Source organism: Alteriqipengyuania lutimaris (assembly GCF_003363135.1).
GTDB lineage: Bacteria > Pseudomonadota > Alphaproteobacteria > Sphingomonadales > Sphingomonadaceae > Alteriqipengyuania > Alteriqipengyuania lutimaris.
Window position 1 is genome coordinate 2,594,909 of record NZ_QRBB01000001.1, and the last position, 13,816, is coordinate 2,608,724.

Annotated in this window: 11 protein-coding genes; all 11 read right to left on the bottom strand. The window is 66.4% G+C overall.

The window, feature by feature from the left end; translation table 11 throughout:
• Window positions 1-235: 235 nt before the first annotated feature.
• Window positions 236-1,300 carry an acyl-CoA dehydrogenase family protein gene (locus tag DL238_RS12510; protein WP_115492563.1) on the bottom strand — a complete coding sequence of 355 codons (1,065 nt, stop codon included), beginning with the start codon at window positions 1,298-1,300 and terminating at the stop codon, window positions 236-238.
• A gap of 14 nt (window positions 1,301-1,314) precedes the next feature.
• Entirely contained in the window at window positions 1,315-2,526 is a 1,212-nt protein-coding gene (locus tag DL238_RS12515; RefSeq protein ID WP_115492564.1) for an acyl-CoA dehydrogenase family protein, read from the bottom strand.
• 100 nt (window positions 2,527-2,626) lie between these two features.
• Window positions 2,627-3,250: a response regulator transcription factor gene (locus DL238_RS12520; RefSeq protein WP_115492917.1), complete on the bottom strand. Its 624-nt coding sequence runs from the start codon at window positions 3,248-3,250 to the stop codon at window positions 2,627-2,629.
• Window positions 3,251-3,495: 245 nt separating this feature from the next.
• Complete coding sequence (locus tag DL238_RS12525) at window positions 3,496-3,903, bottom strand: hypothetical protein (RefSeq protein ID WP_115492565.1); 408 nt, start codon at window positions 3,901-3,903, stop codon at window positions 3,496-3,498.
• A 193-nt stretch (window positions 3,904-4,096) separates the two neighbouring features.
• Window positions 4,097-5,671, bottom strand: coding sequence for an FG-GAP repeat domain-containing protein (locus DL238_RS12530; RefSeq protein WP_234031066.1), 1,575 nt, complete (start codon window positions 5,669-5,671; stop codon window positions 4,097-4,099).
• Window positions 5,668-7,011 (bottom strand): spinster family MFS transporter, encoded by a 1,344-nt coding sequence (locus DL238_RS12535; protein WP_115492567.1) that lies wholly within the window; start codon window positions 7,009-7,011, stop codon window positions 5,668-5,670. The genes DL238_RS12530 and DL238_RS12535 overlap by 4 nt, the downstream gene beginning before the upstream one ends.
• A gap of 28 nt (window positions 7,012-7,039) precedes the next feature.
• The gene (locus DL238_RS12540; protein ID WP_115492568.1) at window positions 7,040-8,689 is read right to left on the bottom strand and encodes a carboxylesterase/lipase family protein; all 1,650 of its coding nucleotides are present in this window, start codon (window positions 8,687-8,689) and stop codon (window positions 7,040-7,042) included.
• Window positions 8,690-8,759: 70 nt separating this feature from the next.
• Entirely contained in the window at window positions 8,760-9,653 is an 894-nt protein-coding gene (locus tag DL238_RS12545; protein WP_115492569.1) for an SDR family NAD(P)-dependent oxidoreductase, read from the bottom strand.
• 108 nt (window positions 9,654-9,761) lie between these two features.
• Complete coding sequence (locus DL238_RS12550; RefSeq protein ID WP_115492570.1) at window positions 9,762-10,523, bottom strand: TetR/AcrR family transcriptional regulator; 762 nt, start codon at window positions 10,521-10,523, stop codon at window positions 9,762-9,764.
• On the bottom strand, window positions 10,520-12,118 hold the full coding sequence (locus tag DL238_RS12555) for an AMP-binding protein (protein ID WP_115492571.1): 1,599 nt from the start codon (window positions 12,116-12,118) through the stop codon (window positions 10,520-10,522). Before DL238_RS12555 ends, DL238_RS12550 begins: the two co-directional genes overlap by 4 nt.
• Window positions 12,115-13,788 (bottom strand): carboxylesterase/lipase family protein, encoded by a 1,674-nt coding sequence (locus DL238_RS12560; RefSeq protein ID WP_115492572.1) that lies wholly within the window; start codon window positions 13,786-13,788, stop codon window positions 12,115-12,117. Before DL238_RS12560 ends, DL238_RS12555 begins: the two co-directional genes overlap by 4 nt.
• Window positions 13,789-13,816 lie beyond the last annotated feature (28 nt).

Here is a 13,816-nt window from a genome sequence, read left to right on the forward strand (position 1 = left end):
CGTCGCGACGGGAAAAGGGACAGGGTTCGACGGCAGGCGCAGACGCTGCCGCGTTATCCTGATGAAGCCAGAGCAATGCGCACGTTTTTTCTTTGCGTCATCACCCGGGCATGCCTTCTCCCAAGCCCAGGCATTCTGCGCTACTTGGAATATTATTACAAGCGACAAACCGAACATACGCCGCCATGTGACACTTTCGTAACACTGCGCGGCGGGTTTGGAGGATTCCGTAAGGTCAAAAGGCCTTCATGGTCGCATAGAGATCGCGCAGATGACTGCTCGACCCCCACGAGGCCTCAAGTATCCGCGCGCGCTTGAGGAAGAATCCGACGTCGTATTCGTCGGTCATCCCGATTCCGCCGTGGAGCTGCAAGCCTTCCTTGCTCATATGATGGAGCAGGTCGTTGGCGCGGGCCTTGGCGAGCGCGGCAGCCTCGGTCACCGCGAAGCCGCTGTCGATCGCCTGAAGCCCGCCCTCGACCGCCGAGCGGCCGAGTTCGAGCTCGGTATAGAGGTCCGCCATACGGTGCTGGAGCGCCTGGAAGGTGGCGAGCACCTGATTGAACTGCACGCGCTGCTTCAGGTAGTCGAGCGTGGTATCGAACACCGCCTGGCTCATGCCGAGCATTTCAGCAGCGGTCAGCACGCGCGCATGGTCGAGGATCTTCTGCGCCAGATCGCTGCCGCCCGCCGCCAGCTTCTGCGCGGGCGCATCGTTGAAATCGATCTCCGCATGGTCGCGCATGTCGACCATCGCGCGTTTCGCGATCGAGACGCCCTTACCCTTCTCCACCAGATAGACGCCGTCCTGCGCCAGCACGATGTAGATCCCGGCGCGGCTGGCCTCGTGGACGAAAGCCTTGGTGCCGGTGAGGCGCCCGTCATGCACGGAGGTGCTGACGTCGAGGCCCGCATGGCGCGGGCCCTCGTCGAAGGCGATCGTGCCGATCAGCTCGCCCGTGGCGAGGCGCGGCAGGAACTCGCTCTTCTGCTCCTCGCTCCCGCCCAGCACGATCGCCGAGGCGGCCAGCGCCGAGGGGACGAGCGGGCCGGCGGCGAGCGTCTTGCCCGTTTCCTCGACCACCAGGCCAAGGCTCAGCCAGCCGAAATCGGTCCCGCCGTGCTCTTCGGGGATGATGATCCCCGCCCAGCCCATTTCGGCCATCGCGGTCCATGCGTCCTCGTCGAACGGCTTGCCCGCGTCGCGCACCTGCCGCCATGCGGCGACCGGGTGCTCGTTCTTCGTCCACTCGCGCGCCATGTCGCGCAGCATTTCCTGCTCTTCGTTCAGTACGGCCATTTTTCTGCGCTCCCTTACTGGTGGTCGAGCATGCCAAGGATGCGCTTGGCGATGATGTTGTTCTGGATTTCGGTCGAGCCGCCGTAGATCGTGGTCGCCTTGCCGAAGAGCCAGGCGCGCGTGCCGTCGAGCTCCTTCTGCTCGAAGCCCTCGCCTTCCCAGCCGAGGCCGCGGAAGCCCATGATCTCGATCATCAGCTCGGCGCGTTCCTGCCCCAGCCTGGTGCCCGCCTTCTTGAGGATCGAGCTGATGTCGGACACGCCGCCCGCCGCCTTGCTTTCCTCCATCGCGCGGCGCGCGGTCAGCAGGAAGGCATTCCAGCGCATTTCGAAATCGGCGATCTTCACGCGCAGCTCGGCATCGGCGAGCTTGCCGTCTTCGCCCAACCCGACGTAATGCTCCGCAATCTTGTGCAGCGGCTGCGCATTGAGCGCGGCGAGCGCGCCGCCGCCCGAAAGATTGGTCCGCTCGTGCTGCAGCAGCTTCTTGCCGATGGTCCAGCCCTGCCCTTCCTCGCCGACGAGGTTATCCTTGGGCACCTTCACATCGGTGAAGAAGGTCTCGCAGAACGGGCTCATGCCCGAAATCATCTTGATCGGCTTCACGTCGACGCCGGGCGCGTCCATGTCGATCAGCAGGAAGGAGATGCCCTTGTGCTTGTCTGCGCGGCTGGTGCGCACGAGGCAGAAGCACTTGTCGGCCCACTGGCCACCGCTGGTCCAGGTCTTCTGACCGTTGACGAGGTAGTGGTCGCCTTTGTCCTCGGCCATCGTCTGGAGGTTGGCAAGATCGGACCCGGCATTGGGTTCGGAATAGCCCTGGCACCAGCGCACTTCGCCCTTGCAGATCGGCGGGATATGCTCGTGCTTCTGTTCTTCGCTGGCGAATTCGAGCAGCGTGGGGCCGAGCATCATCACGCCCATCCCGCCGATCGGGTTCCATGCCCCGACCTTCGCCATTTCTTCCTCGAGCGCGCGCGCCTGCTTCTTGGTCAGGCCGCCGCCGCCATATTCCTTCGGCCAGGTCGGTGTGCCCCAGCCCTTCTCGCCCATCGCGAGACGCCACGATTTTTCCTCGGGGCTTTCCTCGCCGGCTTCCTCGACGCTGCTGAGCAGGTTGTTCTTGCCGCGCAGTTCGGGCGGAAAATTCTCCGCCAGGAATGCGCGCACTTCGTCGCGAAACGCATCGAGATCGGATTTCGTGTCGGGTTCGGCGACACTGGCCATGGCAACTCTCCCCTACCGGCTGGTTTGGCCGGATACCTACGCGCGGCTTTACGCTTTCGTAAAGGGAAAATCGGGAGTGGCCGCGCGGGCGCGATACGGCCTATGCGTCCGGACTGGCCGCCTCGCCGTTGAGCAGCGCGTCCTCGATGAACATGCGCAGCGCCTCGCTCGACGAATGGGCACCCAGCTTGGCGAGCATGTTGGCCCGATGGATCTCGACCGTGCGCGGGCTGATGCCCAGATCGATGCCGATCGACTTGTTCGACCGCCCCTCCGCCATCGAAGCGAGCACTTCGGCCTCGCGCGGACTCAGCCAGCCGAGCTTGACCCGCGCGGCGGCCGCGCGCTGGCGGGCGACTGCGTAGCTCGCCTTTCCCTGCCGCAGCTGCGCGATACTGCGCGTCAGTTCGGCGGCATCGAGAGGCAGGACGAAATAATCGTAGCCGCCCGCGCGCAGGAACCGCACGATGCGCCGTACCGACAGGCGCGAGGAATAGGCGATCACCGGCAGCCAGACGCCCTGCTGGCCAAGCGTTTCGATCACGCCGAAGGCATCCTCCCGATCGTCCGCGACCAGCACGGCCCGGCAGCCGGACCCACGATAGAGCAGGAATGTACGCGCGTCTTCGTAAGGCTCGGCGCGCAAACCCGCCTGTTCGAGGGCGCCAGCCAATTGCCGACGCAGCGTTTCGTCCGGTTCGATCACATCGAGTGTTTCGCGCATGCCCATCAAGTCCCCCCGCAATCCGGCCGTCGCTGGCCCCTACGGAACATCCGCGTTTCTGCGGGTCGGAGAAATACGAGGTACTACGAATGTGGAACGATCATGCGCGCACGGCCTGCAAAGGAGGCATATTCGCGACAGGCGGTGCGGCTTGCGCACTACCTCCGTTTCGGATGCAAACCCGGGAGAAATGCCCGTGGGGCAATCCCCAGGGGAGGATCGGCACCCAGCGCCCCGGGACTGCGTCAGGCGGTCGCCATGCGCCGCATCAGGCGCCGCGCCGCGATCCAGATCGGCGTGCGGGCGGAGGGTGCGAGCATGTCGCAAAGGAAGCTGTCGAACGCCGCGCGATCGCCCTTGGCGGCTGCGATGGCGCAATCGACCAGCAGCATCTCGTCATAGCTCATCCGGTGCTGGCACGGCGGGTTGAGCACGATCGGTTCGGGCCAGGCGCGGCCCGCCTCGTCGAGGAAGACGAGGAAGGCGTGCACCGCTAGCGGCGCACCTAGCTCCTCCGCCAGATCGTCGCAGCAAAAGCCGCGCCCCCTGCGCGCGAGATGCGTGTAGCGCAGCGAACGGACGATCCGGGCGTGTACCGGGGCTACCGTGCGCAGATCGGGCGTGCTGGTGAGAAGATCGAGATCGAAGGCCATCTGGCGCGTGCACTCCTCTGCTTGCTGTACGCAACGCCTAACGCGATCCACGAGAGATGTAAATGCAACGCATTCGCAATAGTGGATTATGGGGAAATGATAGCATAGGCGAGGTGCGTGCCGAAGCCGGAAGTTGCTCAAGTAACGATGCAGGTTCGCCTTGTAAGGCACTGATTGGACGCGATCCGCCCAATCATTCATCGTCCCGGCGCTTGTTCGGCGCGACCAGCGTGTTGCCCTCGCCATAGCGATCCAGCCAGTCGTCGGGCGGCAATGGCAGGGCGCGACTCTCGTCGCTGCGGGCGGGTACGAAGGCCGGTCCCGGGCGCTCGCTGCGAACTTGCTCGAGCCAGAAGACTCCGTCGAACCGCCCGCTGTTGCCGCGCGTGCCGACCAGATCGATGTCGCCGTCGCCGTCCATGTCGCGGGCGATGAAATGGTCGTACATCCCGCGCACCCGGCGCGAGATGTCAAGTCGCCGCCACTCCCCGCCATCCGCGCCGGGGTTCTCGAACCATGCGATCCGCCCCACGCTGTCCGCCGCGGTGACAGACGGCCCGTCCCGATCGCGCGGCGCGCCCGAATAGCCGCCCCTGAGAATGTTGAGCCCCGAATAGCCGCCGGTCACCGCATCGAGATCGCCGTCGCCGTCGAAGTCGGCGAGTTCCACCGCGATGACCATATCGGGCAGGATGTCGCCGATCCGGTGGTAGACCCATGGCGAATCGAGCGTAGTGGGCTGCTCCAGCCAGCCGAGCGCAGGCAGACCGCTGGGTGCACGCGGGTCCCCGCATTGCTCGAACACGCCGACCACAAGGTCGGGCCGTCCGTCATCGCTCAGATCGCGGAAGGCCGACTGAAAGGCGCTGGTCGCGACGGTGCAGCCGGGCAATGCGGGATCGTCGATCATGATCGGATGCGGCAAGAACGCGACCTGTCCTCCATCCGTCCCGCGATTTTCGAGGATGTAGGCCTGCTGCGTGAGCCGCGCGGCGGCGAGCACATCGAGATCGCCATCGCCGTCGATATCCACCGGCATCGCGGTATTGGGCACGTCTTCTTCGAACAGGACCTGCTCGTGCCAGGCTGCCGGATCGAGCGGGTCGCCGCGCAGCGTGAAGAGCGAAGTGGTGCGGTCGGCGCGCGGGGTGTCGGGATCGACGATGTCGCTCGCGCCCTTGTTGGCCGCCGTCACATCGTTCCGCCCGTCTCCGTCGATATCTGCGATGAACACGCGCAGCCAAGATCCGCGTCCCTGCGTGATTGGCGGGATCAGGCCCTCCCACGCGCCCCGGCGCGCCGCGGCTCCGCTGCCCGGATTGCGGAAGTAGGCGAGATGCGTCTCCTCGTTCGCGGCGACCAGATCTGGCCAGCCATCGCCATCGAGGTCGCCCACCGCGATATCCTCGATCGCGCGTACGATATCGCCCGAGGCGACCGTCGCCAGCACCCACGCATCGGGATCGGCGCTGCCGAAGGCGATCCGCAGGTGGTTCGAATCCTCGTGGACCGAAACGATGTCGAGAAACCCGTCGCGGTCGATATCGGCCATCTGCAATCCGTCGCCGCCGCGAACGGGCACGCCGCCCAGCTCCTCGTCGTCGATCCGGTGCTCGCGCCACGAGATGTAGTCGCCCGCCGGGGTGCGTGCTTCGCTCGGTTTGTCCGCCACGGTGGGCGAAGCGGGCAGCGGAGTTGTCGCGCAGCCCGCACCCGCCAATGCGATCAGGACCGCAAGCGACGGGCGCAGGGTGCCCGCAGGTCTCACAAGGCCTCCACCCTGGGTGCCGTGGCTGGGCTGTTGGCGATATCCTCGCGAAGATGCCGGGAGGCGATCAGGTAGTGCACGCATCCCCAGACCGAGGCGATGCAGCCGACGATCAGCATCGCGGTGGGCAGCGCGGCCTCGTACCCTGCAGCGCTGAAGCCGTCGCTCAGGCTCCCCACGAAGAACGGGCCTAGCCCCAGCCCGATCAGGTTGATGAAAAAGAAGAACACCGCCGAGGTCAGCGCCCGCATCCTGAGGCCCACCAGCCCGTGCGACACGGCGAGCGCCGGGCCGAGGTAGGAGGCGGAGAGGAAGTGGAACACGCCCGTCAGCAGCAGCGCCAGCGTGAGGTTGCCGGTCGTGAGCATGACGAGCAGCACGGGGGTGATCGCAAGGATCATGATCGCCGAGCCCCAGACGTACCAGCGGCGGTCGCGCTGGCCCATCCTGTCCGCAAGCCACCCGCCGAAGAAGGAGCCAGCACCGCCGCCGAAGCCCGCCGTCAGGGCCATCCAGACGCCGAGTTGGGCCAGCCCGATCTCGTGATAGCGCAGGAAATACGAAGGCAGCCAGTTGCCGATCGCATAGATGATCATCGCCTGGAGGCTTCCGGCGAGCGCGAGATTGCGAAAGGTCTTGCGCGACCAGAGGAATTTCAGGACCTCGATCACGCCGGGATTGTCGCCGACCTCGGTCTCGCGCTTCTCCGACCAGCCGCGGATCGGCTCGGCCACGGCGAAGCGCAGGAACAGCGCGACGATGACGCCGGGCAGACCGACCACGAAGAAGGCCATTCGCCAGCCGAAGGCGTCGGCGATGAAGCCGCCGAGCGCGAAGCCGGTGAGGATGCCGATATAGATACCGATCGAGTAGATCGAGAGCGCGGTGGCGCGTTCCTTTTCCGGGAAAATGTCCGAAATCATCGAATGCGCGGGCGGGCTTCCGCCTGCCTCGCCCACGCCCACGCCAACGCGCGCGAGCACTAGCTGGGCGTAGTTCTGCGCCAGCCCGCTGACCGCGGTCATGCCGCTCCATACGGTCAGCGCCAGCGCGATGATGTTGCGCCGGTTTCCGCTGTCGGCCCAGCGCGCGATGGGGATGCCGCAGGAGACGTAGAACACAGCGAAGGCCAGCCCCGACAGCAGGCCGAGTTGCGTGTCGGACAGCACCAGCTCTTCCTTGATCTGCTCCTGCAGGATCACGAGCAGCTGCCGGTCGACGAAGTTGAGCGCGTAGACCAGCGTCAGGACGCCCAGCACGAAGTAGCGGTAGGATGCCTTGCTGTACGGCGTTTGCGCCGGGGGCGCTTCGGCCTGCGCGGTCGTTTCGGTAGTGCTCATGGTCGGGCTCTCCCCCTCGGGTTTCCGTTTATTGCTCTTCGTCGGATGGCGGTGCTGGAGTCAGGCCCACCGGCATGCCCCACGAACGACCCGCCGCACGCTCGCGGCGGGCGAAGCTCTCGAGCAGCTCGAACATGCCCGGCTTGTAATCGCGCCCGGCCAGCGGAGCGTCGTCGAAGCGGAGGTAGTGCTCCGCCGCCCCGTAAGGCTGCCAGACCGGATGGCCTTGCGCGGCCGGTCGACCGCTCGCAGCAAAGCTGGTCCAGTACTCGAGCATCGCGTCCGATACCGTCCGGTCGTGATTGCCATCGGGCACCGGCCAGTGCTCGGGCATCGCCGCGGCGCTCAGGTTGCCGAAGGTGAACGGCACTTCGCTGGCGTGGAAGGCGCACAGATCGCGTGCTTCGGCCGACGGGTAACAATGGTCGAAGACGTAGAAGAAGGACGCGAGGCCGAGCGCGTGCTGGCTTCGGGCGATACGCTCTCCCGACCAGCCGAAGATCGTGTCGCCGGTCGCGTCGAGCAGGGCATCGGCGCCTTGCTCGTGCGGATAGATGCGCAGGAACTCGGGCGTGAGATCGCCGAAGGTGGGCGCAATCAGCGCCTCGTATTGCTCGGGCGTCGCGGGCATGCGCAGGCCGAGGCCGCCTTCGGGGCGATATTCGTGCGCATTGTAACCCACGATCACGGGCACGCGCGCCTGCTCGCCCCGGTCGAAGATATCGACCAGCTGATCGGGCAGCACGACGCCGTCGATCGTGCCCTGCGGCGCGAACCCGGCCAGCGTAGCGCGGTTGGTCAGCGCCTGCGCGTCCATGGCGCGCGCGGCTGCGATGTCCGCCGCTCCGAGCTTGTCCAGCAGCGCCACTCCGATCGTCTGCGCCGAGGGCAGTCCGTTGGCAGCTTCGGACAGCCTCGGGAAACTGCGCAGGTTGGTGCTCTGGATGATCGCCTTGTCGAACAGGCCGCGTGCGTGTGGAGCGACCATGAGGTAGGTAGCGCTCAGCGCGCCCGCCGATTCCCCCATGATGGTGACATTCGACGGGTTGCCTCCGAAGGCCGCGATATTCCCGCGCACCCACTCCAGCGCCGCGATCTGGTCGAGCAGCCCGTAATTGCCCGAGATGCCGTGTTCGGATTCCTGGCTCAGGTCTTCATGCGCCATCCAGCCCAGCGGTCCGAGGCGATAATTGAGCGAAACGAACACCACCCCGCGCTGTGCGTAGTTGGCCCCGTCGTACATCGACAGGCTGTTCGCGCCGATTCGCAGCGATCCCCCGTGGATCCACACGATGACGGGTGCATTCGCTGCGTCCGCGGGGGCCCAGATATTGAGATTGAGGCAGTCTTCCGAAGATCTTGCGGGCGGATCATTGTAGAGGCTGCTGGCAGGAACCGGTGGCTGCATGCAGGCCGGGCCGAAGCTGCTCGCGTCGCGCACCCCCTCCCACTGCGCTGTCGGTTGCGGGGGCTTCCACCTCAGGTCGCCGACCGGAGCGGCCGCGTAGGGAATCCCGCGAAACACGTGCAAGCCGGCCTGCGCGCTGCCGCGCAGCGTGCCGTCAGAGGTGGTGACGAGCGGGGCCGCCGGCGCCAGAGGCGTATTGTCCACGCTCGCACAGCCCGCCAGCAGCAGGGCCGACGCGACGATTCCGAGAATCCGCCGGCAAGGGTTCATGCCTTCATCACTCCTCTCCTCGCAGGGGCACGGCGGGTTTGCCCCGCTCGCGCAGCCCCGCGCGCTGCGATCAATCCGCCGCGGCGAACGCTTCCTTCGGCGCACTCCTCGCCGCCGCGACCTCGCGTTCGGCCTGGGTAAAACCATAGTCGGGCACGATCTCGCCCGCACGATCGACGATTTGGGGCCAGCTATCGGCGACCTTCGCGGCGGCATCCGCCCCGCCGCCGATCTGGACGCCGTCGGTCAGTGTAACGTGCGCGGATGCGAAGTGCCCCGCGCCCGCACAGAGAATCGCGCGCGTGGGCGCGTCGTCGCTCGCGAGATGGACGACGCCGGGGCTGACCAGCGCCGGATCGAGCCGCTCGAGCGATTCTTCGGGCAGCACATCGCCGGTCATCTGCGTCGCCGCCGTCGGCGCGAGCGCGTTGACGCGGATGTCGTATTTCGCGCCTTCGATGGCGAGCGTCTGCATCAGACCCACCAGCGCCATCTTGGCCGCGCCGTAATTGGCCTGGCCGAAATTGCCGTAGAGGCCGGAGGACGAGGTCGTCATCACGATCCGCCCGTATTTCCGCTCGCGCATCGGGCTCCACACCGCCTTGGTGCAGATCGCCGCGCCCATCAGGTGCACGTCGACCACCGTGCGGAAGTCCGCGATGTCCATCTTAACGAAGCTCTTGTCGCGCAGGATGCCGGCATTGTTGACGAGGATATCGACCCCGCCCCAGAGATCGATGGTCCGCTCGACCATCCGCGCGACCGCCTGCTCGTCGGTGACGGAACACACGCCGACGATCGCCTCGCCGCCCGCTTCGCGGATCTCCTGCGCCACGGCACCGGCAGCGTCCTCGCCCAGGTCGTTGACGACGACTTTGGCACCGTGCCGCGCCAGTTCGAGCGCGTGGCACCGCCCGAGACCACCACCCGCTCCGGTGACGATCGCAACCTTGCCTTCGAGCATTTTCCTACCGGTCAATTTTCCACCTCGTCCTACTTCTCTATTCATTCACTCTCTAGCGAGTTAATATCATGCCGTGAAGACTCCTCCTCCGGCACAATGCGGTGATTGTCAGACCCGGTCGGTTTTGTCCTCGGCCTGAGCGCCGCAGATTTCCTCGAACCCAGCGGCCATGAACCTTGCCATCCGCGCCTTCACCGCGTCGAAATCCTCCGACTTGGCGAGCCCGCCCGACAGCTTGTCGATGCGCCCCGTCCGCGCCAGCGTCAGCATCAGTGCGCCGGTCGTGAAGTGGTAGCTCCAGAAGAGATCCTCTTCGGAAGCGTGCGGCAGCGCCTTCCTGAGGATTTCGATCAGCCGCAGCACGACCGGATCGAACCATTCGTCGAACATGTTGGCGCCCCATTCGGGCGTGTTCGACACCAGCGCCGCCAGCCTCCCCGAATGGCGCCACTGGTCGCCGCCATCGCCGTAGAGGTCGAGGTTGGTGTCGAGAAACGCATGCAGCGCGCCCTCCACGGTGGGCTTGCCGGCGGTCGCGCGATCATATTCGTCGAGCGCTTTCATGCGCACTTCGTTGGCGACGACCGCGCGGCGGCCGAACACCGCATCGAACAGCTTCTGCTTGTCCTCGAAATAGTAGTTCAGCAGCGTGTGGTGGACACCGACGCGCTTCGCCACGTCCTTCAGCGTGACCCCGTGGAGGCCGTGCTTCGAAAACAGATATTCCGCCTCGTCCAGGATCTGCTCGGTGGTTTCGGCGCGTTGCTCGGCCTTGGTCGGCTTTTTCGTGCGCGCCTTGCTGTTCGACAATTCGTTATTCCTCCGTGCGGCTTGCGCGGGACGCGCCGCAAACTGTTCCGAAACGCTCATGATCGGCCATACTCCGATCTTAGGCGCAGTTTGTCGACTTTTCCCGTCGCTGCCAATGGCATGTGGGCGAGCCGCATCACCGCATCGGGACGCCACCAGCTGGCAACCTTGCCGTCGAGCGTGCCCAACAGGTCCTCGTCGCTGATCTGCGTGCCCTCGCGCAATTCCACCAGCAGGACCGGCCGTTCGCCCCACTTGTCATGCTCGCGCCCGATCACGGCCGCCATCGATACGTCCGGGTGCGCGCCCACGATCGTCTCGATCTCGGCCGGATTGATCCATTCGCCGCCCGACTTGATCAGGTCCTTCGCGCGCCCGGTGATCGCCAGCCGGCCCTTCGCATCGATCCGCGCGAGATCGCCGGTGTCGAACCAGCCATCCTTCGTCGCAGGCGCATCCTGCCCGAAATAGGTTTCCACCACGCTCGGCCCGCGCACCCACAGGTGCCCTTCGGCATCGCGCTGGCCCTCCAGCGGCGTGCCCTCCGCATCGCTCAGCATCAGGTCGATCCCGATCGCGGGAATGCCCGAGAGCGAAGGATCGCGGCCCCGGGCGGTCGGCGGCATTGCGGTGCCGAGCGGCGAAATCTCGGTCATTCCCCATGTCGTCTGCACGCGGATGCCGCGCGCCTCGATCCGCTCCATCAAAGCCGGGGGCATCGGCGCGCCGCCGACCATGATCCGGTCGAGCGTGGGCACGTTCGCGCCGGTCTGGTCGAGATGGTCCATCAGGCCGAGCCACACGGTGGGCACGCCGACGCCGATGGTCACGTCCTCCTCGCGGATCAGCCGCGCCAGCGCCGCGCCGCCCGACACGGTTCCGGGCAGGACCAGCTTGCCGCCGACTGCGGGGACCGAGAACGGCAGCCCCCAGGCATTGGCATGGAACATCGGGACCATCGTCAGCACGCTGTCGTCGTGCGTCAGGCCCGCGACGTCGGCCTGCAACTGGCGCATGGAGTGCAGGTAGTTGCCCCGGTGCGTGTAGGTAACGCCCTTGGGCGCGCCGGTGGTGCCCGAAGTGAAGCACAGGCCGCACGGCGCATTCTCATCGAAGCGCCCCCATTCGACCGTGCCGCCCGCCTGCTCCATGGCGTCGGCCATGTTCGACACCCGGCGCGCGCCATCCGCGAACATGCCGATATCGGTATCGCCATCGATCAGCAGCACGTCCTCGACCAGCGGCGCCTCTGCTAGCACCTTGCCCGCAAGCGCATAGAGGCCCGCACTCGCGATCAGGATGCGCGCCCCGCTCTGGTTGAGCATCGAGGCGAGCTGCGCGGGCAGGAGCCGGGGGTTGAGCGTATGGCAGATCGCCCCCATCCCCATGATCGCGTACCAGCATTCGAGGTGCGCCTGCGTGTTCCAGGCCAGCGTCGCCACGCACTCCCCTTGCGCGACTTCGCGCTGCGCCAGCGCGGCCGAGACGCGTTTCGCATTGGTGCGCAGATCGGGATAGCTCAGCCGCGTAGACGGAGCGGCTTCCCGTGCCGTGACGACCTGCGCATACGGATGCCACTTCGCCGCATGGTCGATGAACTTGTCCAGCGTCAGCGCGTAGGGCTGCATCGTTCCCTGTGTGGTCTGGGGTATCATTGGCAGCCCGTCACGCGAGGCGGCAGCGGCGGGCTCGCGATGCCGACATTCCAGTGCCACGGCTGGTCGCCCGCCGCGCGGCGGCGGCACACGACCGCTTCGTTGAGGGCATAGCGCGTGCCGAGCAGTTGCGAGCCCGCCTGCGCGGTCCCGTCGAACAGGACGAAGGCCCCCTCCGGCCCGTAGGCGGGCCAGTCTATCTGGCCGTGGGCGGAAGGCGCTCCGTCGCGCGCGAAGGTCGTCCAGTATTGCAGCATCGCGTCGGACAATGCGCGCTGTTCTGCCGTGCGCGGAATTTGCGGCCAGTTGGGCGCGGTGTCGTGGATCGTGCCGAAGACGAAGGGGATCTCGGATGCGTGGAAGGCGTGCAGCCCCGCCTCGTCCGCTTCCGGGTAGCCGTGATCGAAAAGGTAGAGGAAGGCGTCCTGCGCAGCCGCAGTCTGCTTGCGCGCCAGCCGCTCCGCCGTCCAGCCGTAGAGCGCGTCGCGGGTGGCGGCGAGCATGCTCTCGTCGACATTGTCTGGCGGATAGAGCGCGAGGAAGACGTCGGCGAGATCGCCGTAGAGTTCGCGGATCTTCTCCTCGTAAGCCGTGCGCGTGTTCGGCGCCGGGGGTAGCAGCCGCCGGAGCGAGCGGATTTCGCCGCTGTTGAACCCAGCGATCAGGGGCACCTGCGCCTGCTCGCCGCGATCGAAAGTCTCGGCAATCTGATGCGGAATCAGCTTTCCGTCGACCGTGGTCCAGGTAAGGAAGCCTGCCCGGGTGGCCCGATTGACGAGCGCGCCAGGCTCCATTTTGCGCAGCGCCGCGAGGTCCGGCGCGTCGAGCTGCTCCTGCAGCCACGTGCCGATCGATTCCGCCGACGGGTGTCCATGCTCGGCCTCCTTCAGCGCGGGCGAGGAGATCATGTAGGCGCTCTGCATGATCGCCTTATCAAACAGGCCTTTCGCAGGCGGAGCGGTCATCAGCCACATGACGCTGAGCGCGCCCGCGGACTCGCCCACGATCGTGACATTGTCGGGATCGCCGCCGAAGGCCGCGATGTTCGCCTCGATCCAGCGCAGCGCGGCGATCTGGTCCATCAGCCCGTAATTGCCCGAGACTCCATCGGGCGATTCCGCGCTCAGTTCGGGATGCGCGAGGAAGCCGAGCGCGCCGAGCCGGTAGTTGATCGAGACGACGACGACGCCCTGCTGCGCCATGCGCGACCCGTCGTACATGTCGAAAGCGCTGGTGCCCGAGACGAGTGCGCCGCCGTGGATCCAGACGAACACCGGCGCATTGGCGGCATCCTCCGGAGCCCAGATATTGAGCGAGAGGCAATCCTCGCTCATCGGCCCCAGTTCCTCGTGGTAGATCGAACTGGCCGCGCCGGGAACGGTCGGCTGGTAGCAGGCCGGGCCGAATTTGGTCCCATCGCGCACGCCGTCCCACGCGGCAGGCTCTTGCGGAGGCTGCCAGCGCAGCTCGCCCACCGGCGGCGCGGCGTAGGGAATGCCCTTGAACGATACCACATCGCCGTCGGCCTCGCCCCGTACGCTACCGGCGGGAGCGGCGATCGTCACCTCTTCGCCATCTTCGGCATGCGCGGGCGCCGCCAGCGTCAGCAGACCCGCACCGATCGAGAGGGCGGCTGCTGCGAGGCTGCGGAATGGGTTCGTATTGGGCACGGGGACATCACCTCAATAGGCCTTGCGT

Coding starts and splice junctions, on each gene's coding strand:
- DL238_RS12510 (WP_115492563.1), bottom strand. CDS start 1,300: ATGGCCGTACTGAACGAAGAGCAGGAAATGCTGCGCGACATGGCGCGC.
- DL238_RS12515 (WP_115492564.1), bottom strand. CDS start 2,526: ATGGCCAGTGTCGCCGAACCCGACACGAAATCCGATCTCGATGCGTTT.
- DL238_RS12520 (WP_115492917.1), bottom strand. CDS start 3,250: ATGCGCGAAACACTCGATGTGATCGAACCGGACGAAACGCTGCGTCGG.
- DL238_RS12525 (WP_115492565.1), bottom strand. CDS start 3,903: ATGGCCTTCGATCTCGATCTTCTCACCAGCACGCCCGATCTGCGCACG.
- DL238_RS12535 (WP_115492567.1), bottom strand. CDS start 7,011: ATGAGCACTACCGAAACGACCGCGCAGGCCGAAGCGCCCCCGGCGCAA.
- DL238_RS12540 (WP_115492568.1), bottom strand. CDS start 8,689: ATGAACCCTTGCCGGCGGATTCTCGGAATCGTCGCGTCGGCCCTGCTG.
- DL238_RS12545 (WP_115492569.1), bottom strand. CDS start 9,653: ATGCTCGAAGGCAAGGTTGCGATCGTCACCGGAGCGGGTGGTGGTCTC.
- DL238_RS12550 (WP_115492570.1), bottom strand. CDS start 10,523: ATGAGCGTTTCGGAACAGTTTGCGGCGCGTCCCGCGCAAGCCGCACGG.
- DL238_RS12555 (WP_115492571.1), bottom strand. CDS start 12,118: ATGATACCCCAGACCACACAGGGAACGATGCAGCCCTACGCGCTGACG.